The 25,673-nt window shown below is 62.8% G+C and carries 24 protein-coding genes; 10 read left to right on the top strand and 14 right to left on the bottom strand.

All coding sequences use genetic code 11. The features are described from left to right. Positions 1-81: 81 nt before the first annotated feature. Entirely contained in the window at positions 82-507 is a 426-nt protein-coding gene (locus LCF60_RS24590) for a general stress protein (protein ID WP_363318391.1), read from the bottom strand. 185 nt (positions 508-692) lie between these two features. Between LCF60_RS24590 and LCF60_RS05915 the strand changes: the two genes are divergently transcribed. From LCF60_RS05915 to LCF60_RS05900, 4 genes are all read left to right on the top strand, one after another. Beyond that, positions 693-1,052, top strand: coding sequence for a hypothetical protein (locus LCF60_RS05915; RefSeq protein WP_292290368.1), 360 nt, complete (start codon positions 693-695; stop codon positions 1,050-1,052). Then, the gene (locus LCF60_RS05910; protein ID WP_292290367.1) at positions 1,049-1,843 is read left to right on the top strand and encodes an OBAP family protein; all 795 of its coding nucleotides are present in this window, start codon (positions 1,049-1,051) and stop codon (positions 1,841-1,843) included. The genes LCF60_RS05915 and LCF60_RS05910 overlap by 4 nt, the downstream gene beginning before the upstream one ends. 196 nt (positions 1,844-2,039) lie before the next feature. Then, positions 2,040-2,534 carry a hypothetical protein gene (locus LCF60_RS05905; RefSeq protein ID WP_292290366.1) on the top strand — a complete coding sequence of 165 codons (495 nt, stop codon included), beginning with the start codon at positions 2,040-2,042 and terminating at the stop codon, positions 2,532-2,534. 282 nt (positions 2,535-2,816) lie between these two features. Continuing rightward, positions 2,817-4,253 carry a Do family serine endopeptidase gene (locus LCF60_RS05900; RefSeq protein ID WP_292290364.1) on the top strand — a complete coding sequence of 479 codons (1,437 nt, stop codon included), beginning with the start codon at positions 2,817-2,819 and terminating at the stop codon, positions 4,251-4,253. A 249-nt stretch (positions 4,254-4,502) separates the two neighbouring features. Here LCF60_RS05900 and LCF60_RS05895 read toward each other — a convergent pair whose 3' ends face one another. The 13 genes from LCF60_RS05895 to LCF60_RS05835 form a co-directional block, all read right to left on the bottom strand. Next, the gene (locus tag LCF60_RS05895) at positions 4,503-4,868 is read right to left on the bottom strand and encodes a response regulator (protein WP_292290362.1); all 366 of its coding nucleotides are present in this window, start codon (positions 4,866-4,868) and stop codon (positions 4,503-4,505) included. After that, complete coding sequence (locus tag LCF60_RS05890; protein WP_292290361.1) at positions 4,855-9,207, bottom strand: chemotaxis protein CheB; 4,353 nt, start codon at positions 9,205-9,207, stop codon at positions 4,855-4,857. The genes LCF60_RS05895 and LCF60_RS05890 overlap by 14 nt, the downstream gene beginning before the upstream one ends. A gap of 238 nt (positions 9,208-9,445) precedes the next feature. Then, positions 9,446-10,084 (bottom strand): hypothetical protein, encoded by a 639-nt coding sequence (locus LCF60_RS05885; protein WP_292290359.1) that lies wholly within the window; start codon positions 10,082-10,084, stop codon positions 9,446-9,448. A 76-nt stretch (positions 10,085-10,160) separates the two neighbouring features. Next, complete coding sequence (locus tag LCF60_RS05880; RefSeq protein ID WP_292290358.1) at positions 10,161-10,694, bottom strand: DUF2795 domain-containing protein; 534 nt, start codon at positions 10,692-10,694, stop codon at positions 10,161-10,163. Between the two features lies 1 nt (position 10,695). Then, a complete protein-coding gene (locus tag LCF60_RS05875) occupies positions 10,696-11,703 on the bottom strand; it encodes a DUF2795 domain-containing protein (protein ID WP_292290357.1) in 1,008 nt (335 codons plus the stop codon). Positions 11,704-11,978: 275 nt separating this feature from the next. Continuing rightward, positions 11,979-12,521 (bottom strand): cytochrome P460 family protein, encoded by a 543-nt coding sequence (locus tag LCF60_RS05870; RefSeq protein ID WP_292290355.1) that lies wholly within the window; start codon positions 12,519-12,521, stop codon positions 11,979-11,981. 127 nt (positions 12,522-12,648) lie between these two features. Beyond that, complete coding sequence (locus LCF60_RS05865) at positions 12,649-13,152, bottom strand: GNAT family N-acetyltransferase (RefSeq protein ID WP_292290354.1); 504 nt, start codon at positions 13,150-13,152, stop codon at positions 12,649-12,651. Positions 13,153-13,191: 39 nt separating this feature from the next. After that, the gene (locus tag LCF60_RS05860) at positions 13,192-14,115 is read right to left on the bottom strand and encodes an isoaspartyl peptidase/L-asparaginase (protein ID WP_292290353.1); all 924 of its coding nucleotides are present in this window, start codon (positions 14,113-14,115) and stop codon (positions 13,192-13,194) included. Further along, the gene (locus LCF60_RS05855) at positions 14,112-15,011 is read right to left on the bottom strand and encodes a polysaccharide deacetylase (protein ID WP_292290352.1); all 900 of its coding nucleotides are present in this window, start codon (positions 15,009-15,011) and stop codon (positions 14,112-14,114) included. Before LCF60_RS05855 ends, LCF60_RS05860 begins: the two co-directional genes overlap by 4 nt. After that, complete coding sequence (locus LCF60_RS05850; protein WP_292290351.1) at positions 15,008-15,757, bottom strand: SDR family NAD(P)-dependent oxidoreductase; 750 nt, start codon at positions 15,755-15,757, stop codon at positions 15,008-15,010. The genes LCF60_RS05855 and LCF60_RS05850 overlap by 4 nt, the downstream gene beginning before the upstream one ends. Then, the gene (locus LCF60_RS05845; RefSeq protein ID WP_292290350.1) at positions 15,748-16,764 is read right to left on the bottom strand and encodes a 2-dehydropantoate 2-reductase; all 1,017 of its coding nucleotides are present in this window, start codon (positions 16,762-16,764) and stop codon (positions 15,748-15,750) included. The genes LCF60_RS05850 and LCF60_RS05845 overlap by 10 nt, the downstream gene beginning before the upstream one ends. Then, complete coding sequence (locus LCF60_RS05840; RefSeq protein WP_292290348.1) at positions 16,761-17,462, bottom strand: creatininase family protein; 702 nt, start codon at positions 17,460-17,462, stop codon at positions 16,761-16,763. The genes LCF60_RS05845 and LCF60_RS05840 overlap by 4 nt, the downstream gene beginning before the upstream one ends. Beyond that, a complete protein-coding gene (locus LCF60_RS05835) occupies positions 17,459-18,460 on the bottom strand; it encodes a GntR family transcriptional regulator (RefSeq protein WP_292290347.1) in 1,002 nt (333 codons plus the stop codon). The genes LCF60_RS05840 and LCF60_RS05835 overlap by 4 nt, the downstream gene beginning before the upstream one ends. Positions 18,461-18,624: 164 nt before the next feature. On the opposite strand from LCF60_RS05835, the gene LCF60_RS05830 reads away from it, so the two are divergent. Genes LCF60_RS05830 through LCF60_RS05805 form a run of 6 tightly spaced genes read left to right on the top strand, consistent with a single transcriptional unit; the run spans position 18,625 to position 25,667 of the window. Next, positions 18,625-20,202 carry an ABC transporter substrate-binding protein gene (locus tag LCF60_RS05830; protein ID WP_292290346.1) on the top strand — a complete coding sequence of 526 codons (1,578 nt, stop codon included), beginning with the start codon at positions 18,625-18,627 and terminating at the stop codon, positions 20,200-20,202. Positions 20,203-20,256: 54 nt separating this feature from the next. Continuing rightward, positions 20,257-21,231, top strand: a complete 975-nt coding sequence (locus LCF60_RS05825; RefSeq protein WP_292290345.1) for an ABC transporter permease — start codon at positions 20,257-20,259, stop codon at positions 21,229-21,231. Beyond that, positions 21,228-22,166: an ABC transporter permease gene (locus LCF60_RS05820; RefSeq protein ID WP_292290344.1), complete on the top strand. Its 939-nt coding sequence runs from the start codon at positions 21,228-21,230 to the stop codon at positions 22,164-22,166. The genes LCF60_RS05825 and LCF60_RS05820 overlap by 4 nt, the downstream gene beginning before the upstream one ends. Further along, positions 22,163-23,128, top strand: coding sequence for an ABC transporter ATP-binding protein (locus tag LCF60_RS05815; protein WP_292290342.1), 966 nt, complete (start codon positions 22,163-22,165; stop codon positions 23,126-23,128). The genes LCF60_RS05820 and LCF60_RS05815 overlap by 4 nt, the downstream gene beginning before the upstream one ends. Beyond that, entirely contained in the window at positions 23,125-24,144 is a 1,020-nt protein-coding gene (locus LCF60_RS05810; RefSeq protein ID WP_292290341.1) for an oligopeptide/dipeptide ABC transporter ATP-binding protein, read from the top strand. Before LCF60_RS05815 ends, LCF60_RS05810 begins: the two co-directional genes overlap by 4 nt. Next, the gene (locus LCF60_RS05805; protein ID WP_292290339.1) at positions 24,141-25,667 is read left to right on the top strand and encodes a carboxypeptidase M32; all 1,527 of its coding nucleotides are present in this window, start codon (positions 24,141-24,143) and stop codon (positions 25,665-25,667) included. The genes LCF60_RS05810 and LCF60_RS05805 overlap by 4 nt, the downstream gene beginning before the upstream one ends. The last annotated feature ends 6 nt before the right edge of the window (positions 25,668-25,673 follow it).

Genomic DNA, 25,673 nt, shown 5'->3' with positions numbered 1-25,673 from the left:
ATCCGGCCTGCTGAAAGAAGAAGGGCGCTCAGCGTGGCGGGGCAGGCCCCCGCAAAAGCGGGGACCCACGATCATCAAGGTTCAACGCGATCCGCCCTTGCGGCCTGCTTCGCTTGCGCGCTCGGAGCCCTTTTCAAAGCTGCCCGAGGAGGCCTCGCCGCCTTTGCGGCCTGCCTCGCTCGCGCGATCGGAGCCTTGTTCGAAACTTCCGGATGATGCTTGACCACCCTTCTGTCCGGCTTCGCTCGCCCGTTCGGAGCCTTGCTGGAAGCTGCCCGAGGACGCTTCGCCGCCCTTGTGGCCGGCGTCGCGTGCGGCGTCGCCGCCGCTGAATTGACCGCTTTCGTTGCGGTCCGATCCGGTTGCCGGGCGTGTATCGGCGTTCTTGTTGTCAGCCATGGTCCTTCTCCTTTCAATCTGGTCGGTGACCGAAGAAAAAACAAATTTGCAACACTCCGGTTCCGCGTCGAAAGCGCGGCGCAGCGCGAAAAAAAATGATTGGGCCATAATCCGCCTTTTGCCCCCGGCCTGGTTTGCGCTTGCCTGGAAATTTCCTGGGAACAGCCCTTCGCAACGGCTGCCAGACACCGCAATCCGGGCGACCCCGTCGCGTCGTCAGAGGGATCGCAACAATGATCGGAACGATTTGCAAAATGCCCTCGTTTAATTGCCGCCACATCAGGAGAGACAAAATGATCGACACGCGAACACATGGAATTATCGACTACGTCACCGGCGTATTGCTGATTATCGCGCCATACCTGTTCGGTTTCGCGACCGGTGGGGTGGAACAATGGCTGCCACAGGTCATCGGTGTGGCGATCATCGCAATGAGCCTCATCACCCGATACGAACTGAGTGCCGCCAAGGTGATCCCGCTCAAGGTGCATCTTGGCGCCGACATAGGCAGCGGCATCCTGCTCGCCGTGTCGCCTTGGCTGTTCGGTTTCGCCGCGCTGATCTGGTGGCCCCATCTTCTTGTCGGGCTGATGGAGATCGTCGTGGCTTCGATGACGCGGCGCTCGACAGAGGCGGCCCCAAGGAGCGAGTGAGCCAGAAGTCCTGTCACGTTTGCAGGCGTGCGGGGCGTCCGGTCGACAGGCCAGCGGAGAGAGTGGAAGATATGACAAAGCGTCCCCCAAAGCTGCGCCCCCCGGGCGAAGACACATCGCTCTGGCGCGCCACCCTCGAGACCGGCGCGGAACTGATGCAGACCCACGCCCCGCTTAAGAGCTTCGACATCTATGTGGTGGGTCTGCACTGCGCGCGCCACGATCCGCAGATGCAGATGGAAGCGCACCATTTCTGCGCCCAGGTGAATGCGGATGTGCTCCAATGCGCCATCTTCGATGGCAACACCGAGGACGCGAACCTGATCGGGGTGGAATACATAATATCCGAAACCTTGTTCAATGGCCTGCCGGAGGAGGAAAAACCCTACTGGCATCCGCATAATTACGAAGTTTTCTCGGGGCAACTGGCCGCGCCTGATCTTCCTGCCGCGGCGGAAATCGAACTCATGCGGCTCCTCGTCAACAGTTACGGCAAGACCTGGCATACCTGGCACACCGGCCGGGCGGATGGGAACGGGCGCCCAGGAGATCCGCTTCCCTATGGCGATCCAACGCTGATGTGGTCCTTCAACCGGGATGGGGAGGCAGACCCGCGCCTCAAGGAGGACCTCAACACGGCCATGGGGATTGATGAGACCGCCAAGCGCAAGGAGCGCAGGCGCCTTTTGGATCACGCACATTCGCAGGTCGGTGTGGCGACCCTGCGCTCGGCGTTTCCAGAAGCCGGAAATTCTCCGGACGGCGTGAAAGATATCGAGGACGACAAATAGAACGGAAAGCCGTTTGTTTGTCCTTGCTTGTCCGTGGCTCTCGAAGCCTGCCTGAGCCGTCCTTCCAAAGCTTTTGGCGTCGATGCGGTTGCGGAACCCGTCGCCTCTTTTGGTCGTTGGAAGTTTGAGTTCAGGGCCCCGGCGGATAGCGCACGAACGTGGCTGGTCGCTTGGGAAAACCAAGGAAGGAAATCCCATGCGCATCTTGACGTCATTCGCCGTCGCTCTGCTGGCCCATAGCGGCTCCGCATGGGCGCAGGATCCCGAAACGGCCACGCTCGTCGCGGAGTCCAATGCAGAATATGGTGCTTATGTCGCCCATTCCGATGGCAGGCCGGTCTACGCGTTTCTGACCGACTACGATATCGGCGGTGACGGTCTGGACCCGCTGGAATCCTGCGACATCTGGTGCCGGGACCATTGGCCCCTGGTCAAGGTCGAGAGGGGTATCCGCGTCGGAGACGGGCTTGATCCCGATTTGGTCGAGACACGAAGCGTCGGCGGCGAGGACGTGCTTGTCTATGCGGGACGCACGCTTTTTCATTTCTACCGAGACACGGCCGCAGGCATGCCGAATGGACAAGGTGTCTACAGCTTTGGCGGATATTGGGCGCTGATCACGCCGTCCGGTTCAGTCATCAGAACCGGCCCGATGGACGAGATCGACCAGTTGCCGGACCCACCGGACTAGCCCCTTTTCGCCAACGATTGCCGACGCGATCGCGACCCCGAGCCTGGCCGCCCTTGGGCGGTGACCGGGGCACAGGACGCGTTGCCACAACGTCGATTGCCAGCATCATGGCCAACGATGCGGGTTGGAACGTTTGGGGCAGTCGGGCGTTGCTGCATCCAAGAAACAGGCGGCTGTCCTCCGGGTTTGGCGAGGCCGCCGCCTTGAAGACACCGACGCGCTGGCGATGACGCGCGTCGGTTGGACCGAACCGGCGAAATTGCATTTCCATAGGAGGAACGAATGAGAAAGCTGACGCAGCAACAAACCCTTTCCGCAGCTGTCGCGATAGCCTGTTTGGCCAGCACACCCGCAACCATCGCGCAAGAGGCCGCGATGACCCCGCCCGAGGATTTCACGACAATCGTCGCCGATCTCAGTCCGACGGTCGTCGGGATCACCGCTCGCGGCGTCGCGGCTCCGCGCCAGATGGCCCCCGAGCGCGGACCGTTCGGGATGCCCGGTCCGTTTGGCGGCATGCCGGGCCAGCAGGCACCACAGCGCGAGACTGTCGCCGGCGGCTCCGGTTTCATGATCAGCGAAGACGGCTATGTCGTCACCAACAACCACGTCGTGGAAGGTGCCACCGAAGTCGAAATCCTGCTCACCGATGGCTCGACGCGCGCGGCGGAGGTGGTCGGTACCGATCCGGCCACCGATATCGCAGTTCTCCAGATCGAGGACATGTCGGATATCGCTGTGGCCGAATGGGGTGACAGCGAAGCGATGGAGCCGGGAGCGTGGACGATCGCGATCGGCAGTCCCTTCGGGCTTGGTGGCACGGTCACGGTTGGTGTCCTGTCGGCCACATCCCGCGTCATCGGCGCAGGCCCCTATGATGCGTTCCTTCAGACCGATGCTTCGATCAACTCGGGCAATTCCGGCGGTCCGCTGTTCAACACGTCGGGCGAGGTGATCGGCGTGAACACGGCTATCTTTTCGCCCGGTGGCGGCAATGTCGGGATCGGCTTCGCGGTTCCGTCCAGCATCGCCGAGAACGTGGTGCAGCAATTGATCGACACCGGCGACGTGCAACGCGGTTTCATCGGTGTGACCCTTCAGGCGATCAACGATTCCCTGGCGCGGGCATTGAATCTTGAAGGGACGGACGGCGCCATCGTGACCTCGGTCGAGCCGGAAGCCCCGGCAGAGGCGGCGGGCATTCGAGAGGGCGACGTGATCCTGTCGATTGACGGACAGACCACCGAGGATCCTCGACAAATCTCGCGTGCCGTCGCGGATATCGCTCCGGGAACGGATGTGCCCGTCACGGTGTTCCGCGATGGCGAGCGCATCGAGGTCACGCTGACCTTGGCCGAGCGCGAGGCCGCACAAGGCGAAGAAACGCCACAGGAAATGACGCCCGAGGGCGAAATGATGGGACTTGCCGTGGCCCCCGTTCCGGAACTCGTGCGCCGCAACCTCGGGCTTGAGGAAGGCGAGGCGATCATCGTGCAAAGGGTCCAGCCGGGCAGCCCCGCCTCTGACGCGGGTATCATGCAGGGCGATGTGATCCTCGGTGCCGGTGATGAGGACGTCAGTTCCGCACAAGAGCTCTCGAACGCCTGGGCCGAGGCGCGTGATGCGGACCGTCCGCTGCTGCTGCGGATCAACCGAAACGGTAATCTGCTGTTCCTCGGCGTCGAAGCCGAACAGGAAGAAGCTGCCCAAGACGAGTAGGCTCACCGCTCAGCGCAGGAAGAACGACGGATGGCGACGATCGAATGACGTCGCCATTCGTCGTGCGTTCGGCCTCTTGTGCCGTCTCAGAGCCGTTCCGCCCCCTGGCGTTTTCTGCGCTCAAACGTTTGTGGATCAGAACCCCTGCGGAATTGCCACGGGCGCCTGTCGTGAATGGTAGAAGAATGTTGGGAATACAGGGGCGTTGGGCTTGAGGAGACAGGGGAAAGACCACCGCCACGTTGCGCGTTACAACGCCGCGAGCGCCTTTTCGACTTCGCCGCTGTGGTACGGTTTGCTGATCTGGGGACCGTCGAAACCTTGCTTGGACAGTTCCTCTGATCCGTATCCCGATGCCAGAATATAGGGAATGTCGCGCGCCTTGAGGTCTTTCATGACAGGTGCCGCAGAGCGACCGCGCAGGTTGGCATCAAGAACCACGCCGTCGATCTTTCCGGCGAATTTCTCGATGAGCGACATGGCTTGCTCGCAGGTGGCGGCGGAGCCGAGCACCGCGTGGCCAAGATCACCCAGAATGTCCTCGAGCTCCATTGCGACGATGGTTTCATCCTCAACCACAAGAAGCCGAAGCTCGGCTCTTTCAGAGCGTTCCATCGGAATAAAACTCCATCCTCCAGTAATAGCCGCTTCTGCGGTATTCAACGCGCACATCGGCCTCGAGTTCCCTTGCGATACTCCGTTCCAGCAGCCGGGTGCCAAACCCCTGCCGCTTCGGCGGCTCGACCTCCGGCCCTCCGGTCTCGACCCATTCCAAGACGACTTTTCGATCTTCCGTGATACTCCAACTGACGTCCACACGCCCTTCCGGCCCTGAAAGAGCGCCATGTTTCAAGGCGTTGGTGGCGAGTTCGTGCAGAGCCATGGCGAAAGTAATGGTCGCGTCCGGCCCAAGCGCGACCCTTGGTCCCGACACATGCGCGCGGTCGTCGCTGTCGGTGAAGGTGTCGAGAGCGGCCCGGGCGATTTCTTTGAGATCCGCGCTGCTCCATTGCCGACGGGTCAGGATGTCATGGGCCGAGGCAAGAGCCTGAACACGATGTTCGAATGCCTCGATGAAGGTGTCGACACCGGACGTCGAACGCTGGGTCTGCCGCGCTATCGACTGGAGGACCGCCAGCATGTTCTTGACGCGGTGGTTCAGCTCTCCGATCAGCAACCGCTGGGATTCTTCCCATCTGCGCAGGTCCGTGACATCGCGGACAAGACCGGTGCCCTGGACGGAATCGTCGTCCTCGACCGGCTGGAAGTCGCCTGTCCCATGCACCTTGCGTTCGACGCCATCCGGATGGATCACCCCGTATTCGAGGTCGAACGGACGCCGGTCGCGCCAGCATGCTTCGATCTCGGTCTCGACCCTTTCCCGGTCCGACGGATGTACGCGGGCCATCCAGTCCGAGACGTCGTTTTCGGTCTCGGACAGGCCGATGATCTCGCGGGCGCGATCATCCCACGCGGATTCACCTGTCGCAAAATTCCAGGTGCCCCAACCCAGTTTGGACGCCTGCGTCGCCAGCCTCAGCGCGTCTCGTGTCTTGCGCAGGCGCTCTTCGCCGCGGCGTCGTTCCGTAATGTCACCGGCAGCCCCAAACCATTCTGTGATCTTGTCCTGCGGGTCGAAGATCGGCACGGCACGCGAGACCGTCCAGCCGATGCTTCCATCCGCCTGCCGCACGCGATGCTCCATCTCGAAGGGGGTCTGGTCCCGGATGGCCTGTTCGACCCGCGCCCGGACGCGCGGCTGATCCTCCGGAAGGATATAGCGATCCGCCCAGGTGTCATCTGCGGCGCCGGTCTCGGCCAGGAAACCGTCACTTCTGAGTTCCAGCATTTCGGCCCAGTCCGGCGACATGCGGTAAAGCACATCGGAGGTGGCGCGTATCAGGGCGCGGAAACGCTCTTCGCTTTGACGCAAGGCTTTCTCGGCGGTGGCCTTTTCGATCGTCGACCAGAGACGGTCCGCGACCGATCGCATGAGGTCCATATCGGGTTCCTGCCATGTGCGCGGGGTACCGGACCCGACGAAGAGGGCAGCGGACAACTGGTCATCCCGCGCCATCGGCGCGCCGATACACGACACGATCCCCAGTTTTGCGTGGGCATCGCGTACCGGCTTGGGAACCGTGTCCGACTCTTCGGCATCCGTCATGACAAGGCATTCGCCCGATCGGAAGACACTGGTCGACCTATCGAATTCGCCCATCGGATGGCCGCGGGGCAGGGCGGGAAGACCGAGGCGGGCATGATCGCCAACAACCCGCCCGACGCCGGTCTCTTCATCCACGCACAGAAAATAGGCGCGGTCGACCTCCAGTTGCTCGGCCAGAAGACGGCAGGCTTCGGTCTGAATCTCGGCCGGATCGGTCAGTGGACGCAAGGCATCGGACAGCCGAAGCAGGAAGCTTTGGCGGTCTTCGCTCTGGCGAAGTCGTTCGCTTGTCTCGCGTTGTGCGGTCACGTCCATGAAGGTGACCACGGCACCCTCGATGCGTTCATCTATCGTCCTGTAGGGCCGCAGCCGCATGACCAGCCAGCGACCGTCCTGCGTCCGGACCTCGCGTTCGGTCGGGATCAGGTCGCGCAGAACACCTGCCACATCCCGCGAGATTCCGTCGTCATCAAGACGGTGCGTGAAATCGGTGATCGCCCGGCCCACATCCAGTTCGGTGATGTTGAAAAGCTCGGCGACGCGCGGTGTGAACATCCTGATGCGCAGTTTCTTGTCCAGAAACAGCGTCCCGATATCGGTCGCCGCGACGATGTTCTTGAGATCGCTATGCGCGGCTCCGATGCTTTCGAGCTTGCTTTTCAGCTCCGAGTTCACCGTCCGGAGCTCTTCGTTCATCGACTGGAGCTCTTCCTTGGAGGTTTCGAGCTCTTCGGACGTGGATCTGTATTCCTCGTTTATGGACAGCAGTTCCTCGTTCGCCACCCGAAGATCCTGGATCGTCGCTTCGTGTTCGGCCTGCGACGCGCTGAGCCGCGTCTCGGCGGCATCGAGGCTGTCACGCAGCCGCTGCGTTTCGTCCCGCGATCCGTCCGTCGCGCCGGTTTCGCGCTCCGCAACGGGTCCGCCATCCAGAAGGATCACGAGCGCCCGCGAGGTTGCCACGCCGTCTTCGGGTGTCACCGGCGACACCTGCAGGATCACCCGCCGCCGACCGTTGTCGAATTCGACCGGGATCGGCATCGTCAGCGTCGGCAGCCCATGATCGAGCGCGCGCCGTACCGCCGACCGCAGGTCCAGCCGCAGTTCCGGCCGGATCATGTCGACCACGTCGGTGCTGACCGGCCCGGCCGAAGGCAGCAGAAAGCGGCCCGCATGCGGCGAGAGGTGCAGGACATGATGGCTGTGGTCCACCAGGATGCTTGGGGGTGCCACCTGCTCCAGTGCCGCGATGTGCATCGCCCCGGCGGATCTGTCGACCGTGGGGCCCCGTTTCTGGTCGGGAGCGCCGATTGACGGTGGTTTGTGCTCTTGCGGCATCCGCGAAACCACCGGAAGGGTTTTCGACGCAAGTTCGCGCGCCCGGTACAGGCGGGCTTCCCGGTGAAGCGGCATGAAGAGTTCGGGCGTGGCATCGGTGGTTTCTGCGGACCCGAGAAACAGGAGCCCGTTGGACTTGAGCCCATATGCGAACAGCGCACAGACCTCGCGCTGAAGCTGACGCTCCATGTAGATCAGCAGGTTACGACAGGACACAAGGTCCAGCCGCAGGAAGGGCGGATCCTTCAGAACGCTGTGCGTCGCAAACAGCACGATGTCCCGCACCTCGTTCTTGACGCGGTAGTGCAAGCCTTCCTTTGTGAAGAACTGTTTCAGCCGCTCCTCACTGACGTCAGCCTCGATGGTGGCCGGGTAGCGGCCTTCCCGCGCGGTGGCGAGCGCGCCCTCATCCAGGTCCGATGCGAAGATCTGTATGGGTGTCCTGACCTGGCGCTTCTCGGCTTCTTCGAGAATAAGAATGGCAAGACTGTAGGCTTCCTCGCCGGTGGCGCAGCCGGCGACCCACGCGCGGATTCCGTCGCCTTCGGCATGGTCGAACAACGCGGGGATTCCCTCGCGCGCAAGAACCTCGTAGGCGTCCGGGTCGCGGAAGAAAGAGGTCACCGAGATCAGCAGATCGCCGAACAGTTCCTGGGCTTCCTCGGGATTGGCAGTCAGGTAGTCGGAATAGTTCGACAGGCTGGCGCAGCGCGTCACCTGCATCCGGCGCGCCACCCGGCGCATGACGCTTGCCCTTTTGTAGCTGGAAAAATCATGCCCGGTGCGGGCGTGCAGAAAGCCGACGATCCGTTGCAATTGCTGGTGGGCCGTGTCCTGCGACAGCGAGCGGACGGCCTCCTTGCTTTGGACGACTTCCACCATCCGCTCCACCAGGCGCGGAATCGGCGCCACGATGTCGGCCACCCCGGACGCCAGCGCGTTGCGCGGCATGATCGGGAACTCCGCGTCGGCAGGTTCCTGCACGAGCACCACGCCGCCGCCTTCCTTGATGGCACGCACCCCGAGCGCCCCGTCCGATCCGGCCCCCGAAAGAATGACGGCAAGGCCGTCCCCACGGGCCGAGGCGACCGACCGGAAGAACATGTCGATCGGTGCGCGTTTGCCGCGCGGATCGGCGAAGGGGCGCGACGCGATGTTGTTGCCTTCGATCACCAGTTCGCGATCCGGCCCGATCACGTAGACGCAGTTCGGCTTCAGCTCTGGCGAGTCCTTGACCTTGAGCACGTTCATGGACGTGACCGTCGCCAGAATGTCACTCAACGCACTGGGGTGATCCGGCGCAAGATGGATGACCACGACATAGGCCAGCCCCAGATCGTCCGGAACGTGGCGGAAGAACTCCTTGAGAGCCTGGACGCCGCCGGCAGACGCACCGATGGCGCAGACAGGTACACCCGCCGCGCTCTTGTCCTGTTCAGATTTCGTCACCTGCGCCCTCCGTTTCCTCGTTTGACGCTATCGGTCACGTTCCATGAATCCAAGCCGATTGGAGCGCAATCATCGCTCCGGGTGTCGTCGACAGCACCTTGTATCGCGGGGAGGGGGGCATGGGCATAAGCTGAGGGGCCGTTCCGCGGTTCCAGGTGTATCACCTGCCCGCCGCGCAGGCCCGGATGACCCGAGGCTGGAGAAACCTGCCTCGCAATCCACCCTGAAATTATTTGCGTCAGCTTTTCAGGACCTCGTGATCTTTCGCCAGTTCGGTACGGACCAAGGCTGCGACCAGACGGGGGAAATCCTCCTCGCCGGCTTTTTCGGCAAGCCCCTCGGCTGTTGTTGGCAGTCCCAGTTTCTTGGCCGCTTTCAACGCCTTCTTGTCGGCGAAAGGCCGAAGTTCGGGCCAGGCCAACTGGACTTCCCGAAAAAAGATGTCGATGCCGACCTCCCCGAGACCCTTGAACGCCTTCAGCCGTTTCCGCATCTCGCGGGGGTCCTGATCGGCCGCCGCGCGCAATTCCCGGAGATCCCCGCCGTAATCGTCCCGCAGCGTCTCTGCCATGTCGCCGAGGTTTCGGCTGTAGCTTTCATCGAACCGCTTGTAGCCACTCGTTGACAGCACGTCGACGCGGTCCTGCCAGCTCGCTGCCGCCATCTTGTCGGCCGTGGTCATCCCGGCATCCGTCAGCGCCGAGGCCGTCCGGGTCGCGTTGTCCGCATTGATCCGTGCGGAATAGAGGATCGACGCGACAAGCCAGCGGAACAGCAGGCTTGGCGTGTTCTTCGCTATGTCGATGCCAAGCTCGTCGCAATAGGTGCGCCCGTGCCGGTCAAGCAGCCTGTCGATTATCGTATCACTGTCAGCCATACCAACTCCGCTATGTGTCTGATCTCTCGAAACGACCTTTGGCCATCTTGCGAACCTGGCGTTTTCGAGGGCAGGTTCAGCCTTGATCCTCTTCCCTGACATCGCCAAAGGACTTGGCGACGTCCGACATGTCCGCATAGGTGCGATCGGGCAGTCTGCGAATGGTGTCCATCTCGTCGTCGGTGGCTTCGGCTTCGGCGTGGTCCTGCAAGTCTGCGCGGGAGGCGGGGAATTGCAGACCTTTGAACAGGCTCGCAAAGCGGGCCGCCGAAGGGGCCTCCAGTGCCGCCGCACCGCCGCGGACGCTGGGTTGATGTCCGGGCTTTTCTTCATGGCTGCGCAGGCTGCCGAAAGCGCGCGCGACCTCGGCGGCGTCCCGATATGACTGGTCCGGCAGGTTCTGAACGATATCCGCGATCTCGTTCTCGCCACTTGACCGTGCGTGCTCGGTCAGCGCGTCCCGCCGCGCGGGGAAATCGACCCCTGCCAGCGCGTGTTCCAGATCGGCAGCGGAGGGCGCGCGCGCCGGATGTGAGGTCTGCATGTGACGACGATATTCCGAACGGGTGTCGAATTCGGCGCCGCAAAGCTCGCAGCGATACTGTGCCATGTCACCGCACCTTTCCGACGGCCTTGGTCACGTCGGCCATCGTTTCGAATTCCTGATCTGGGATGTCCTGGAGCAGTTCCAGAACCTCGTCCGGGGCGTCGTTGTGGCGGGCCTGCTGTACGAGGCCCGACCTGCCCGACGGAAAGGAAACGCCCTTGAGCGCGGACGCGACACCAGCGGCAGAGTCGGTTCCGGCGGCTGTGGCACCACCACGTCTTCCGCCCTTGCTTCGGTCGCCTGCTGGCGCGACCGGCTCAGGCTTGTCATCGGGGCCGTCTTCGGGCGCAACGAATTCACCTTTGTGCAGGGTTGCATCCGGCCAGACATCGGCATCAAGGCCGAAGGTCGAAAACGGGTCGGACTTTCCGTCAAGATCGACATTCAGCGCCGAGAGGTCCTCGCTTGCGCCGATCATCACCAACTGGGCTTTCTCGTAGTCCAGAAGGCGGGGGTCGGAGATGTCGATCCAGCGCTCGTCTGCGAACTTGTCGGCAAGTGTGTCGGGATAATCCGGTTCGGCATCCGGGAAACCCGGGACGTCAAGCGAAGGATTGCGCACCGACAGGATGTAGCGCGCTTCCGGCCGGATGCAGAGAGCGTCCTGCGCTTCGCCGGGTGTTCCAGGAGAGGACAGTCTGTAGGCAAGCTGCGTCGCATCGTCATGAGACACGATCGCGTAGCGTCCCGAGCCGGCGGGAACGGCCTGCGGCACCTCGCGCTCGCCACGTGTCTTGGTCTCGTACCGGACTGGGTGCAGTTCACGTCCGACAGTCTCGGGGCTGTCAACGCTCGACACCATCAGCCAGTTGCGCTCGGTCGGGTCGGACTCGCCGGGAATGATGTCGGGCAGTCTCTTGCGCCCGACAATGAACAGCCGCGCCCGCGTTGTTTCATCCGGAACCAAGGCCATGAAAAGGCGCTGCACATCGCCTGACCCCGACACGTCCTCGGTGTCGATCTTGACCCTGTAGAAAAAGTGTATCTCTCCGGTTTCGATCGGGTCGGTCATGGGCTTGCAGTCTCCGTCTGGTCTTCAAGAGCGCCTCTCCGGTCCTTCTACGGTGGCAGTCTTGCGAACCGGCTGGCTTGCAACAAGAACGGCGGCAAATCTCTTCTGGTTCCGCCGTGGCCCGTGCGATCTGTGTTTTGCACTCATCGCGCGCGCATCTTCCGTGTGGTCTCCATCAAGAGACACGACCGACATCACAGGGAGGCCTCGGGTCGCGCGCGGTGGCTGTGCGAAACTGATATGTTCGGCACCCACCGACACGACCCCGTGACGTTTCAGTCCACCGTCAGATCCGCATCGGTGGTGAAAAGATAATCGTCGCCGCCCGCGCCCTGGTGGCAGGCAATGCAACCGGCATCGGCATTCTTGCCCACCAGTCCTGCAAGCGCCATTCCGGCTGGGTTCTGATCGAGCGTGCCATCGGGCAGATACTTGGCCCAGAACCAGTTGTTGGTCTCCGGGTCATATCCCTCTTCGCGCTGGAACATGATCGTGACCGAGCCAAGATGCGCGTCGGGGCTGGCGATGACCTCGTCCGCGGTCACGCCTTGCGGTCCGTAATTGTTCTTCACGACAAGCACACCGGTATGCCCGTCCACGGTGGCCTCGGAATAAAAGGTCTCCAGCATCATTCCATGAGGGTCGGTCCCCGCGTACGGGTAGGCGTGGATGCGGTTTTCTCCAGCCAGATCCGCCTCGACCATCATCTCCCAGAGTTGCGCCGCATAGGTTTGGTCGGCCTCGGTTCCCGCCATTTGCTGGGCGAGTGCGGCGCTTGCCATCACGGCAATTGCGCCGCCGATCAGTGTTCGTTTCATTTTGAATACCTCCTCTGATATGCGCGGTTAACGTCGGGGAAGAGGCATTGTTTCCGCAGTTCCGCAAGCTCACGGAAACTTGTCGGCGCGACCACCGCCTGGTCTCAAGCTCACCAGGGCGACGATCTCAATTCGCAGGCAAGCGAAGGTCGTATGTCACCATGTCAGGTGCCCAGCTTGGCGCAGGTGCAGAGGGATCCCGCCGGGCCCCCAGCCGTTCCGCCAATCTATGTGACCGCCGATTGTGTTCAGCGATCCGGATCAACATGCGGTCGAAACCCGGATCCCGGAGCGCATGGCGCAGATAGGCTGTTGCTGCTTCATAGGCGTATCCTTGCCCTTCACAGGTCCCGTCCCATAACGCCCATGTCAGGTCAGGTGGCTCTTCCAGGGTCAGCCTGAGCGCCCCCACATGCCCGATCGGGTTGCCGGAGGCCCTGTGGATCAGAACCAGCCGTCCGTTGCCCCGCAGAGTCCAATGCCCCGCCATGATCGCGAATTTCTCGAAGGCGCCCACGGCGTCAAAGGGCCCACCCACGAACACGCTCCGATCACTGGCGCAATAGGCAGTATAGGCTGGAAGATGGTTTGCCTGGGGCCGCACCAGCACCAGACGCTCGGTTTCGATCATGGTGCTTTCCATGCTCAGGTTCGCGGGCCCAAGGCCAAGTCAGCGGTAAATCAACGTGCTGAGGGGCAGGTCACTTCCGACCGACCCACGGTACATGCCTTCGCAGTTGAACGGCATCGCGATCCGGCCTGCCGCGTCGATCGCGATCACCCCGCCCGATCCGTCATTCGGGGCAAGATCGTTCATGACGACAAATTCCGCCGCTTGCTCCACGGTTTCGCCAAGATGCCGCATCCGGGCGCTGATTTCGGCGGCCGCGGTCCACCGGGTGAAGATCTCGCCATGGCCGGTGCCGGAGACGGCGCAACTTGCATCATCTGCGAACGATCCGGCACCGATGCAGGGGGTGTCCCCGACGCGACCGGGCGCCTTGGCGGTCATACCCCCGGTCGAGGTTGCTGCCGCCACGTGGCCATGCGTGTCGCGGGCGACGGCACCGACCGTGCCATGACGGCGGGCGGGGTCGTCATTTTCCTCGCCTCTTGCGCGCATCTCCAGTGTCTCTTGCAGCGCATCCCAGCGAGCCTGCGTGAAGAAATAGGGCGCCTCTTCGAAGGGAAGGCCCGCATCGCGCGCGATCCTCAAGGCGTTGTCGCCGATGAGCATGACATGCTCGGTCCGCTCCATGATCGCGCGAGCGAGGCGGATGGGGTTGCGCGGCCCGAACAGACCGGCGACCGCGCCGGCCCGCCGGTTGGCCCCGTCCATGATGGCGGCATCCATCTCCTGCTTGCCCTCTGCGGTGAACACGGCTCCACGTCCTGCGTTGAACAGGGGCTCATCCTCGAGCGCGCACACCGCCTCGGTGACTGCATCCAGAGCGGCCCCGCCCTGCTTCAGCACAGCCTGTCCGGCTTCGAGCGCACGGGCAAGCCCGGCATGGTAGGCGGTTTCCAGTTCGGGTGTCATCCGGGATTTCAGGATGGTTCCGGCACCGCCATGAACGGCGAGAGCATAGGTCATGAGTGTCCTTTCAGTCCTGCAGTGCGAGCACAGTGGCGCGCGATGTCGGCATGTGTGGCGACCCAGCAGTCGCCTTTGGCAGCGATGCGGTCGAGAAGGGTTTCGAGGATGAACATTCGGCTTCGATAGCCGATGACATGCGGATGCATGGTCAACAGGAACAGGCCGCCCTCGTCATAGGCGCCTTCGAATTCGCGGGTGAAGATGTCGAGAACGGCCTCGGGGGGCGTGTAGGGCCGCTGCGCCCCAAAGCGGTTCATCATGAAATAGACCGCGTCGTCGCGAATCCATTCGACGGGCAATTCGACGATGCCGGTGGGTTCACCATCCGCAACGATTTCGTAGGGGTCGTCATCGGCAAAAAGCGAACTGTCATAAAGCAGTCCCATCTCGCGGGCGATGGACAGCGTGTTGGGGCTGTAATCCCAGGAGGGCGTGCGCATGCCCACCGGACGGGTGCCGGTGATGGTTTCCAGCGTGTCGGCGGCGCGCAGCATCAGGTCACGCTCGGTGGTGGCGTCCAGACGCGAATTGACCTCGTGGATCCAGCCATGCAGCCCGATCTCGTGTCCGTCCTGCGCCAACTCCTGCTGCTCTTGGGGATGCAGGAGGGCCGACACGGCCGGGACAAAGAAGCTGGCCTTGAAGCCATGCCGATCAAGAGCAGCGCGGATGCGCGGGATGCCACGTCTCGTGCCAAACTCGCCCCAGGACAGACGCGCGGGTGACAGACCGCCATCGCGCAGCTCGTTGGTCTCGTGATCGCTGTCGAAGGACAGAGCGACGGCGCAACGCGCGCCGCCGGGCCATGTCGCGGGTTTCAGATTGCGCCCGGCGCGGACCTGTCCGACCGTGGCCCGCCATGTGGCGTCATCCCATTCATGCGGCTCGCTCATGCATGGCCCCCGTCGACCGACAGGATCTGCCCGGTGATCCACCCGGCCCGGTCCGATGCCAGAAAGGCGACGGCATCGGCAATATCCTCGGCCCGGCCAAGCCGGCGCATGTGGATGCCCTCGACGATCTGTTTTTGCCGGTCCCGACCGAACGCATCCCATTGGCGTTCGGTGGACGGGTTGGACAGGACGAAGCCCGGCGCCACGGAGTTCACAGTCACCCCGTGCGGGCCAAGCTCCAGCGCAAGCTGTCGCGTCAGCCCGACCAGAGCGTGTTTGGCCGACGCATAGGCCTGGATCCCGGTCAGGCTTGGCCGCAAGCCCGCCCCCGACGAGATCGTCACGATACGCCCCCAGCCGCGCGCTTTCATTCCCGGTGCCGCCGCCTGGGCGCACCACATCGCAGCATCGACATTGGCGGCGAAAATCGCACGCCAGTCGTCTTCCGAGATTTCCTCTATCGGGCGGCCAGCTTGGCCCCGGACACCGCCTGCCGCGGTTACAAGCCCGTCGATGCGCCCATATCGCGCTTCTATATCCGCGATGACCGCATGCACGCCGTCGCGGCTGCCAAGGTCGGCGGCGTGGGTGGAGGCGTGATCGGCAACAAGGGACAGGCCGTCTGCGTCGATGTCGATGGCGGCAACCGTCGCCCCGGCGTCGGCCAGCGTGGTGACGATGGCGCGCCCGATCCCCTGGGCCGCCCCAGTGACGGCAAAGACGCGGTTCTCGAAACTCAGTTGCATAGCGGCACCATGAGATCGACCAGGTCAGCAGATTGTGCGCGGCGGCCGTCCTCGATGTCATGGATCAATTCGACAAGGCGGGACAGTGTCGGTGTCTTCACGCCGTGCTTTTCGCCAAGCTCGACCAGGAGACCGACCTGTGCATCGACCTCGGTACGGCGCTTGCGGACGGCCAGATCGCGCCAGATCCCGGAATGCGTCTTGGCGGTGTGCCGGTTGTGTTCGACCATCGCGGCCAGCGAGGCATCCATCCCGGCCTGGTCGCCTTTCAGAAACGCATCGGGATCAAACCCGTTGAATCCCAGAGGGCGGATGTTCTGGGCATCCGCAAGGCGCATCACCTCGTGTCCAAGCGCCTGGTAGACGGCCCGGTGATCCGGGTTTGCCATCGCGTCCGACATCGAAAGCGGCGTCAGGGCTGTTGCAAAAAGCAACGCACCATAGCCCAGCTTGCCCCAGAGATAGCCCCAGATATTGTCGGTCAGAACCGCCTCCGGCTCGACAATGCTGAAAAGCGCATGGATCTCGCGGACGCGGTCGGTGATCTGTCCGTCAAGTTCGCCAATCGCCACAGCGGCGCGGTTGCCATAGAGAATGCGACCCGGCTCCAGCCAGTCGGCCCCGTAATTGACGAAACAGCCGACGGTGTTTTCGGCACCGATGCGGTCTGCGATGACGATCTCGTTCAGACCGTTCTGGGCTGACACAACGTAGCCCCCGGGCGCCAGATGTGGCACCAGCATGTCGAGCGCGGCTTCGGTGTGATGCGCCTTCACCGCAAGAATGATGCGCGAAAACTGTCCCTGCAATTCGGTTGGCGTGCTGGCCGGCAATACCTGCGTGAAGGTTTCGACGGGGCCTTCGACATGCAGGCCATCGCTGCGCATGGCTTCGACATGGGCTTCGACGATATCGACCATGTGAACCGCATGTCCCGCACGGGCGAGATAGGCCCCGAGGATGCCCCCGATGGCTCCGGCGCCCCAGATCAGGATCGGTTCGCTCATGTCCAGTCGCCTTCGAGCAGGCTGCGCGTCTCTTCCACGGCAACGGACCAGAGCTTGTCGGTGTCGGCCTCGGGTTTCTGGTATACGCCGCCGTAATTGCCGTCTCCGATCAGTTCGCGCACTCCGGCTGCGTTGCGATCCCGCAGGCGGTCGAAGGGCACAAATGGCTTCTGCGTGTCCGGCAGGTCACGGCCCGGAAGCCGGGTCCAGGGAAAGTTCTCCATCCAGGACGCGTGCGAGGCGACGGGGTCGATGTCCTGCACGCAGGCCCATGTCTGCGGCGCGCGCCACCAGTCGTGGAACCGGCATCGCGCGCCCTCGTTCGCTTCCATCCATTCCATCGTGACGGGCTGCACCGGGCTGTTGCCGCCGTGGCCGTTGACGATGAGGATGCGGCGAAAACCCGTTGCGTAAAGACTATCGAGGATGTCGCGCAGCAGCGCAGCATATGTCGCAAGCTTGAGCGACACACTGCCGGGGAAGGCCATGAAATACGGGGTAAGGCCGTAGGCGACCGCAGGAAAGACCGGCACGCCAAGCGGCTCTGCGGCATCAGCCGCGACTTTCTCGGAGAGGATGGAATCCACCGATAGGGACAGGTAGGCATGCTGCTCTGTCGATCCCAGGGGCAGGACGCAGCGGTCGTCCGTTTCGAGATAGCGTTCAACCTCGAACCAGTTGCTTTCGGAAATTTTCAAGAATTTTGCCCCTTATGGTCTGGTGTCCGGCTGCGGCAGGCGTCGATCGCCGGCAGCAGGTCTGTTTCAATGGCATGGCTGTCCGGCGTGTGCCGGTATTCGATGGCGGTCTGATCGGGCTGCATCTCGCGGCGCAAATCCTCGGCTCCGGTCGAGTGGATGATCACATCCGCGCGTGAGATCACCTCGGACAGTGTATCGTCTTCCCAGACCGCCGATGTGATGCGGGTGACATGGGGCGCGAAACGCAGGATGCCCGTCCGCATGACGGGCAGGAATTCGGGAAAATACGAGACGATCGCGACCTGCGCCTGCGGCGAGATCGCGGCAAGGGCGATCCGGGTCGCTTCTTTCGGGATGAGGGTAATGCCGACAACCGGCAGGCCCGGGAAATATGACTGAGCCTCGACGCGCAGGGTTCGCGGCGCGACGACGAGCCCGATGCCTTCAGGGCGGTTCCGCGCCAGCTGTTCGGTCGTGCGCGCGATGATTTCGTCGCCGGGGCGCAGATAGGGGCGAATGTCCTCGGCATAGGCTTCGGTCGCGTCCTGGAATGTCCCCAACATGAGAAGCCTGACATGGCCCGGACGCTCGGGGGCGGTGGATACGCGGTAGGCAAGTTCTGCCCGCGAGAGACCTACCTCGACGCCAAGGCGGACAAGTTCGCCGATCCGCCGCTCGATCTCGCGAAGGGATTTCGCCTGGTGGTGGCACACGCCGCCATCGGCCACGAAGGTTCCGGTGCCGACACGGCTCTGCACATGGCCTGCCTCTTGCAAGGCTGCGTAGACATTGCTTACCGTGACGGGTGACAGACCAAGGTGGCTCGCCAGCCGCCGCACCGATGGCAGGCGGGTGCCCGGCGGGATGTCGCCCGACGCGATCCCGTATTCCAGAGCGCCACGCAGCTGAACCGAGACAGAGACCGACGACGTCTTGTCGAGCGCAAGCGCCAGCCTCTCGAACGTATTGCCGATATGTGTCAGGTCTTGGTCCATACTGTATCATTGACGGATAACAGTTAGTCGCTCAAGCAAATTTATTCCGCTTGTGCTTAAAAACTTCACTTTTTATGCCCGTGCTTCCAAATTGTGGTTGACGGATCAGGTCAAATGCTTCCGTAGTGTATCACACAGCTATAACAATCCAACGGAGAGGAAACATGCTCAGACATACACTCAAGACGGGCGTCGCCACGGCGGTATTGCTGTCTTTGGCGCCCGCAGCTTTCTCGCAGGAGCTTGTCATCGGATTGCGCGCAGGTCCCGATTCCATCGACCCGCACTGGTCGACGCTCGGCAGCCAGGCCGAAGCGTTGCGCCACATCTACGATACGCTTGTCGATGTTGACGACACGCTTCAGCTCAAGCCCGGTCTTGCCGAAAGCTGGGAACCTGTCGACGACACAACGTGGGATTTCAAGCTGCGCGAAGGTGTCACGTTCCACGACGGCACGCCTTTTACCGCCGAGGACGCCAAGTACTCGATCGAGCGTATCCCGGAAGTGACCGGCCCGATGTCGATGACACTTTATACCAAATACGTGGAGTCGGTCGAAGTGATCGACGACTACACGCTGCGTGTGAAGACCAAGGGCATTGCCCCGGCGCTGCCGAACGATTTCACACGCCTGTTCGTCGTGCCGTCCGAAACCGGCGAAGGTGTCGGCAACGAGGAGTTCAATTCGGGGGAGGCTGCTGTCGGCACCGGTCCTTACCGCTTCGTATCCTGGGAACCCAAGGGTGATCTGGTGCTGGAGCGTTTCGAAGATCACTGGCGCGGTGAAACCCCGTGGGAACGTGTCGTGCGCAAGGAAATCCCGGATGACGCGGCCCGCGTCGCCGCTCTGCGCTCGGGTCAGGTGGATCTGATCAACTACGTGCCTGCGACCGACTACCTTTCGATGCAGAACAATTCCGATATCGAGACCTTCATCTCGGATTCGGTCTACATCCTGAACGTCCAGCCGTCGGTGAAGGACGAAGAGCCGCAGCCGATCCGCGTGAACGGCGAAGAGGTCGAAGGCAACCCGCTTCAGGATCTACGTGTCCGCAAGGCGCTTGATCTGGCCATCAATCGTGACGTGCTTGTCAATGTCGTGCTCGAAGGGCTGGGGACTCCGGCGAACCAGCTGATGCCCGAAGGCTTTTTCGGCTACACCGACGAGCTTGGTGCAAAAGAGTACGACATCGAGCAGGCGCGCGAACTGCTTGCCGAGGCCGGGTATCCGGACGGGTTCGAGGTCGATTTCACCTGCACCAACAACCGCGTTCCCGGCGATGCCGTCGTCTGCGAGGCTCTGGCGCAGATGTGGTCGCGTCTGGGTCTGACGGTAAATGCGCAGGCACTGAACGGCACCGTGTTCTTCCCGGCTGCGGCCAACGAGGAATACACGATGGCGATGTCGGCCTGGGGCACGCTGACGGGTGAAGCCGCCTACACCTATGGCGCGATGATCCACAGCAAGGACCCGGAAAAAGGCTTCGGCAACTTCAACCGCACCGGCTATTCGAACCCCGAGTTCGACGAGGTTTTCGTTCGCGGAACCCAGACGCTGGACGCCGAAGAGCGCCGGAAACTCTACGAGGAAGCCTCGATGATCGCGATGGAAGACCGGGCGCTGATCCCCACGGTCATCCTGCAATCCGTCTGGGCAGCTGATGCGGACACGCTGACCTTCACGCCGCGTGTCGATCAGGAAACCCGGGCCTACGAAATCTCGCCCGTCGGCGAACAGTAAATCAAACCGGGCGTCCCTGACCGGGGCGCCCATTTCCACATTCAGCGAGGCCTCATGCTCGGATTTGTCATCAGTCGGCTCTTACAGGCGATTGTCGTTGTCTTTGCGATGTCGATCATCGTCTTCGTGGGCGTCTACGCGATCGGCAACCCGATTGACGTGATGATCGACCCGGGCGCCACGGCAGAGATCCGTGAAAACCTGATCCGGCAATACGGTCTCGACCAGCCGCTCTGGCGGCAATACGTCACGTTTCTTGCCAATGTCGCGCAAGGTGATCTTGGTCGGTCGATGGTCTACAACACGTCGGTGACCGGGCTGGTCTTCTCCAGGCTTCCCGCGACGCTTGAGCTGGTGCTGGTCGCGATCACGATCGCTACGGTGATCGGCATCCCTGCCGGTATCTATGCAGGCTACCGTCCGAACAGTGTCGCGGCGAAGGCGATCATGGCACTGTCGATCCTCGGCTTTTCGGTTCCGACCTTCTGGATCGGCATGCTGCTCATCATGGCTTTCGCGGTCGAACTCGGCTGGTTGCCCTCGGGTGGTCGGGGTGATGAGGGAACAATCCTCGGGATCTCGACCTCGCTTGCCACCGCGAATGGCTGGAGCCACGTCATCCTGCCCGCGATCAACCTGTCGCTCTTCAAGATGGGTCTGATGATCCGACTTGCGCGTGCAGGAATGGTCGAGGCGATGCAGACCGATTACGTCAAGTTCGCCCGTGCGCAGGGCCTGCCCGACAGGCAGATCGTCTTCAGCCATGTCCTGCGCAACATCTCGATCCCGATTGTCACGGTGTTCGGACTCGAGCTTGGCTCGACGCTGGCTTTCGCTGTCGTCACCGAAAGCGTCTTCAACTGGCCGGGGGTCGGCAAGCTGATCATCGACTCGATCCTGCAGCTCGACCGTCCGGTGATGGTCACCTACCTGATCCTCGTCGTGATCCTGTTCGTGATCATCAATTTCACCGTCGATATCGTCTACGCCCGGCTTGACCCGCGCGTGCGGCTGGGAGGATCGAAATGAGCGACGTTGCCACGACCACGGGCGAAACGCTCGCCGAACCTGCCGCCGCGCCGATCGAAACCCGCGCGATGCGGATCAAGAACTTCTGGTCCGATTTCAGGGCGTCAAAGGTGGCCGTGGCCGCGCTTGTCGTGATCGTCACGCTGCTTGTTCTGGCCTTCGGCGCGCCGCTGGTTGCACCGCAAGACCCTTATGACATGGCAATGCTGGACTGGCTTGACGCGTTTCTGCGTCCCGGCGAGGTGGGAACGGGCGGTTATGTGCATGTTCTGGGAACCGACAATGCGGGTCGCGACATGCTGTCGGCCATCTTCTACGGGCTGCGGACCAGTTTCACCATCGGCCTGTCGGCGGGCGCGCTGGCGCTGGTCATCGGAATATCCGTGGGTCTGACGGCGGCCTATTTCGGCGGGCGTGTCGAATCCCTGCTGATGCGGATCATCGACCTGCAACTGTCCATGCCCGCGATCCTGCTGGCGCTGGTTCTGGTCGCGGTCCTGGGACAGGGCGTCATCCAGATCATCCTTGCCCTTGTCGTCGCGCAATATGCCTATTTCGCCCGCACCACCCATGGTGCCGCCACGGTCGAACGCGGCAAGGATTACATCGAAGCTGCGCGGGCGACACCGCTTCCGACCTGGCGTGTGCTCTTCAAGCATCTCCTGCCCAACGTTCTGCCGCCGCTGATCGTCGTGGCGACGGTACAGGTGGCATCGGCCATCGCGCTGGAAGCGACACTGTCCTTTCTCGGGGTCGGCCTGCCCCTGACCGAGCCGTCGCTTGGATCGCTCATCTCGAACGGCTTCAAGTACATCCATTCCGACCGCTACTGGCTGTCCATCTATCCGGGGATCTTCCTGATGATCACTGTCGTCGCCATCAATCTGGTCGGTGACCAGGTCCGCACCGTGCTTGATCCGAGGCATGCGCGATGAGTGCGGCGCTTGATATCCAGGGGCTGACAACGCGCTTCGACACGCGTGGAGGCACCGTGACCGCCGTCGATGACGTGAGCTTTTCCGTCGACCGGGGCCGCATCATGGGCCTTGTCGGGGAAAGCGGATCCGGCAAGTCCGTCACCGGCTTCTCCATTCTCGGCCTGATCGACGAGCCGGGCCGCGTCACGGATGGCCGGGTGATAGTCGAGGAGACGGACCTGCGCAGCCTGTCGCCGGATCATCTGCGCTCCATGCGGGGACGCAAGGTGTCGATGGTGTTCCAGGACCCGATGATGACCCTGAACCCCGTCTTGCGGATCGGCGACCAGATGGCGATGGCCGTACGCGTGCATGAGCCGATGTCCAAGGCCAAGGCGCTGGAACGGGCACGCGATGCGCTTGGCACGGTGGGTATCCCGTCGCCCGAGGAGCGGCTTGCCGCCTATCCGCACCAATTGTCCGGCGGGATGCGTCAGCGCGTCGCCATCGCAACGGCCCTTTTGCACCGGCCCGCGGTCATCATCGCGGATGAGCCGACAACAGCGCTCGACGTATCGATCCAGGGCCAGATCCTCGCCGAGGTGCGCCGTCTGGCGGACGAGACACATACCGCGATTGTCTGGATCACGCATGACCTTGCGGTGGTGTCCTCGCTCGCTGACGACATCTGCGTGATGTATGCGGGCAAGATCGTCGAACGCGGCACCGCCGAAGAGGTGATCGGCCAGCCACGCCATCCCTATACGCGCGGCCTGCTTGATTCCGTGCCGGGTCAACACGCGCCCGGGACGCATCTGCCGCAAATTCCCGGCTCCACACCGCAATTGTCACATCTGCCGTCGGGCTGCCCTTTCCGCAATCGCTGTCCCCGCGCGACCCAGCTGTGTGCCTCTGCGCCGCCGCTTGCGCGGTTCGGAGACCACACCGCCCTGTGCCACCACCCTCTGGAGACCACATGACCGCGCCGCTTCTTGAAATCGACACCGTCTCCAAGCGGTTCCCGCTTAAGGCCACGCTGGCCGACAAGGTGGCCGCACGCCTTGCGGGGCGTTCCGCTGGCGGGGCGGTCCATGCCGTGACCGACGTATCTCTGACCGTCGAGCGCGGTGAAGTGGTTGGGGTCGTCGGTGAGTCCGGATGTGGAAAGTCCACCTTGGGCCGTATCGTTTCGGGCATCTACGCGCCGACCGAGGGCACGGTCCTGCTTGATGGCAAGCCGGTCGCCACGGGGCGGGAAGACCACGTCAACAAGCTGACCACTCGCGTGCAGATGATCCACCAAGATCCCTTCGCAAGCCTCAATCCCCGGATGAAAGTGGGAGAAACCATCTCGGAAGGTCCGCGCACCCACGGGATTGTTTCAGCAGCGGAGGTTGGCGACAAGACGCGCGCGCTGCTTGAGCAGGTGGGACTCAGAGGTGACTATGCCGACCGTCTGCCGCACCAGTTTTCCGGTGGCCAGAGGCAGCGGATCGCGATCGCGCGGGCGCTGGCCATGCAGCCCGATCTGCTGGTTCTCGACGAGGCGGTGGCCTCGCTCGACGTGTCGATCCAGGCGCAGGTGCTCAACCTGTTCCTCGATCTGCGTCGCGACCTTGGCCTGACGGCGCTTTTCATCAGCCATGACCTGTCCGTGGTGCGTCATGTCTGCGACCGGGTCGCGATCATGTATCTTGGTCGCGTGGTCGAACTGGCCAGCGCGGAGCGGCTTTATGCCGAACCGAAGCATCCCTACACGCAAGCGCTTTTTGCCTCGGTTCCGACGCTGGGCACCGGCCGCCAGGATTTCCGCCCGATCAAGGGCGAGATCCCGTCGCCCATCGACCCGCCGCCGGGCTGTGCGTTCCATCCGCGCTGTCCGTTTGCCGGGCCGCGATGCCGGGTGGAAATTCCCCGTCTGACCGATGCCGGGGCTGGGCGGACCGTGGCGTGTCACCTTAACGATGGTGGCGTGGGGCAGGAGGCTGCAGCATGAACGATCTGAACATACTGGTGGCCCGCCTGAACGATGTGCTCTGTGCCGTGAACACGCTGGTCTGGGATTCGCGCACCATGATGCCGAAAGGCGGGGCCGAAACGCGGGGTCACCAGATCGCAACGCTCAAGGGCATCGCGCGGACCATGATCCTGGCCCCCGAAATGCGGGACTCTGTCGCGGCAGCGATGGAGCAGACATCCGGGCGCGATCCGTTCGATCCCGAGCGTCGCGCCGCCGAGGCGGTGCACGCAGCAATCCTCCACCATGAACGCATTCCAGCCGATCTCTTGCGCGCCCAGGCAGAACAGAGCACGATGGCCGGTGCGGCATGGGCCGAAGCCCGCGCGGCGGCGGATTTCACGCTTTTCCGGCCTTATCTGGAGCGGACGGTTGCGCTTGCCCGCGAACAGGCCGAGGCGCTTGGATACCAGGACCATCCCTACGACCCGATGGTCGCAATCTTCGAACCGGGGGAAACCGCCGCGTCGCTCGGCGCTTTCTTCAAGGATTTGCGCACCGGCATCCTGCCCATCCTCGACGCTGCAAGGGGTCGTTCCAAGCCGCGCACCGACTTCCTGTATCGCGACTATCCCGAGGCCGATCAGAAAGCATTTGCGGACGAAACGGCACGCCTTCTGGGGCTGGATGACAGCCGCAGCCGCCTTGACACCACGGTCCACCCGTTCGAGATCAGCTTCACCCGCAATGACGTCAGGATCACCTCGCGCTGGGTCCGCAACTACCTGCCGATGTCGATCTTCGGCTCGATCCACGAAACCGGTCACGCGCTTTATGAACTGGGGGCTGACCCGTCGATCACCAGAACCGTGCATGCGACCGACATGATCGGGCTCTATGCCGTGGCCGGAACGAGTTTCGGCATGCATGAAAGCCAGTCGCGGCTATTGGAGAACCACGTTGGCCGCAGCCCGGCCTTCTGGGCGCAGAATTTTGCCCGGCTGCGCGACACCTTCCCCAACCAGCTTGCCGATGTGAGCGAAGGTGACTTCATCGCTGCGGTGAACCGCGTCGAGCCCGGTCTCATCCGTGTGGAAGCGGATGAACTCAGCTATGACATCCACATCATGCTGCGTGTCGAGATCGAAATGGCGCTGATGGACGGATCGTTGAAGGTGACCGACATTCCCGAGGTCTGGAACGCCGCGATCCAGCGGGATCTTGGCCTGACCGTGCCCGGCGACGATCTGGGCTGTCTTCAGGATGTGCATTGGTCGTCGGGCTATATCGGGTCGTTCCCCACCTATACGATCGGCAATGTCACGGCGGCCCAGATCATGGCGCATCTCGATGCCACGCGCCCGGATATCCGGCAGGAGCTGGACACGGGCGAAACCGCCTCCCTGCGCGCCGCACTCGGGGATCTTGTCTGGCGTCACGGCAGATCACGCAGCAGGCGAGAAATCCTCGACACGATCGGGGCGGCACCGAACGATCCAACTGCTTATCTCGACTACCTCGCAGGGAAATTCGCTCCGGCGTTGGCGTCTTCGAGCGCCTGAGCTGTC

It is taken from the genome of Marivita sp., assembly GCF_020055635.1.
GTDB lineage: Bacteria > Pseudomonadota > Alphaproteobacteria > Rhodobacterales > Rhodobacteraceae > Marivita.
The sequence above is the reverse complement of the archived record's forward strand: the minus strand, read 5'-3'. Positions and strand labels throughout refer to the sequence as shown.

Coding starts and splice junctions, on each gene's coding strand:
- LCF60_RS24590 (WP_363318391.1), bottom strand. CDS start 507: ATGGCCCAATCATTTTTTTTCGCGCTGCGCCGCGCTTTCGACGCGGAA.
- LCF60_RS05915 (WP_292290368.1), top strand. CDS start 693: ATGATCGACACGCGAACACATGGAATTATCGACTACGTCACCGGCGTA.
- LCF60_RS05905 (WP_292290366.1), top strand. CDS start 2,040: ATGCGCATCTTGACGTCATTCGCCGTCGCTCTGCTGGCCCATAGCGGC.
- LCF60_RS05900 (WP_292290364.1), top strand. CDS start 2,817: ATGAGAAAGCTGACGCAGCAACAAACCCTTTCCGCAGCTGTCGCGATA.
- LCF60_RS05895 (WP_292290362.1), bottom strand. CDS start 4,868: ATGGAACGCTCTGAAAGAGCCGAGCTTCGGCTTCTTGTGGTTGAGGAT.
- LCF60_RS05885 (WP_292290359.1), bottom strand. CDS start 10,084: ATGGCTGACAGTGATACGATAATCGACAGGCTGCTTGACCGGCACGGG.
- LCF60_RS05880 (WP_292290358.1), bottom strand. CDS start 10,694: ATGGCACAGTATCGCTGCGAGCTTTGCGGCGCCGAATTCGACACCCGT.
- LCF60_RS05875 (WP_292290357.1), bottom strand. CDS start 11,703: ATGACCGACCCGATCGAAACCGGAGAGATACACTTTTTCTACAGGGTC.
- LCF60_RS05870 (WP_292290355.1), bottom strand. CDS start 12,521: ATGAAACGAACACTGATCGGCGGCGCAATTGCCGTGATGGCAAGCGCC.
- LCF60_RS05865 (WP_292290354.1), bottom strand. CDS start 13,152: ATGATCGAAACCGAGCGTCTGGTGCTGGTGCGGCCCCAGGCAAACCAT.
- LCF60_RS05860 (WP_292290353.1), bottom strand. CDS start 14,115: ATGACCTATGCTCTCGCCGTTCATGGCGGTGCCGGAACCATCCTGAAA.
- LCF60_RS05855 (WP_292290352.1), bottom strand. CDS start 15,011: ATGAGCGAGCCGCATGAATGGGATGACGCCACATGGCGGGCCACGGTC.
- LCF60_RS05850 (WP_292290351.1), bottom strand. CDS start 15,757: ATGCAACTGAGTTTCGAGAACCGCGTCTTTGCCGTCACTGGGGCGGCC.
- LCF60_RS05845 (WP_292290350.1), bottom strand. CDS start 16,764: ATGAGCGAACCGATCCTGATCTGGGGCGCCGGAGCCATCGGGGGCATC.
- LCF60_RS05835 (WP_292290347.1), bottom strand. CDS start 18,460: ATGGACCAAGACCTGACACATATCGGCAATACGTTCGAGAGGCTGGCG.
- LCF60_RS05830 (WP_292290346.1), top strand. CDS start 18,625: ATGCTCAGACATACACTCAAGACGGGCGTCGCCACGGCGGTATTGCTG.
- LCF60_RS05825 (WP_292290345.1), top strand. CDS start 20,257: ATGCTCGGATTTGTCATCAGTCGGCTCTTACAGGCGATTGTCGTTGTC.
- LCF60_RS05820 (WP_292290344.1), top strand. CDS start 21,228: ATGAGCGACGTTGCCACGACCACGGGCGAAACGCTCGCCGAACCTGCC.
- LCF60_RS05815 (WP_292290342.1), top strand. CDS start 22,163: ATGAGTGCGGCGCTTGATATCCAGGGGCTGACAACGCGCTTCGACACG.
- LCF60_RS05810 (WP_292290341.1), top strand. CDS start 23,125: ATGACCGCGCCGCTTCTTGAAATCGACACCGTCTCCAAGCGGTTCCCG.
- LCF60_RS05805 (WP_292290339.1), top strand. CDS start 24,141: ATGAACGATCTGAACATACTGGTGGCCCGCCTGAACGATGTGCTCTGT.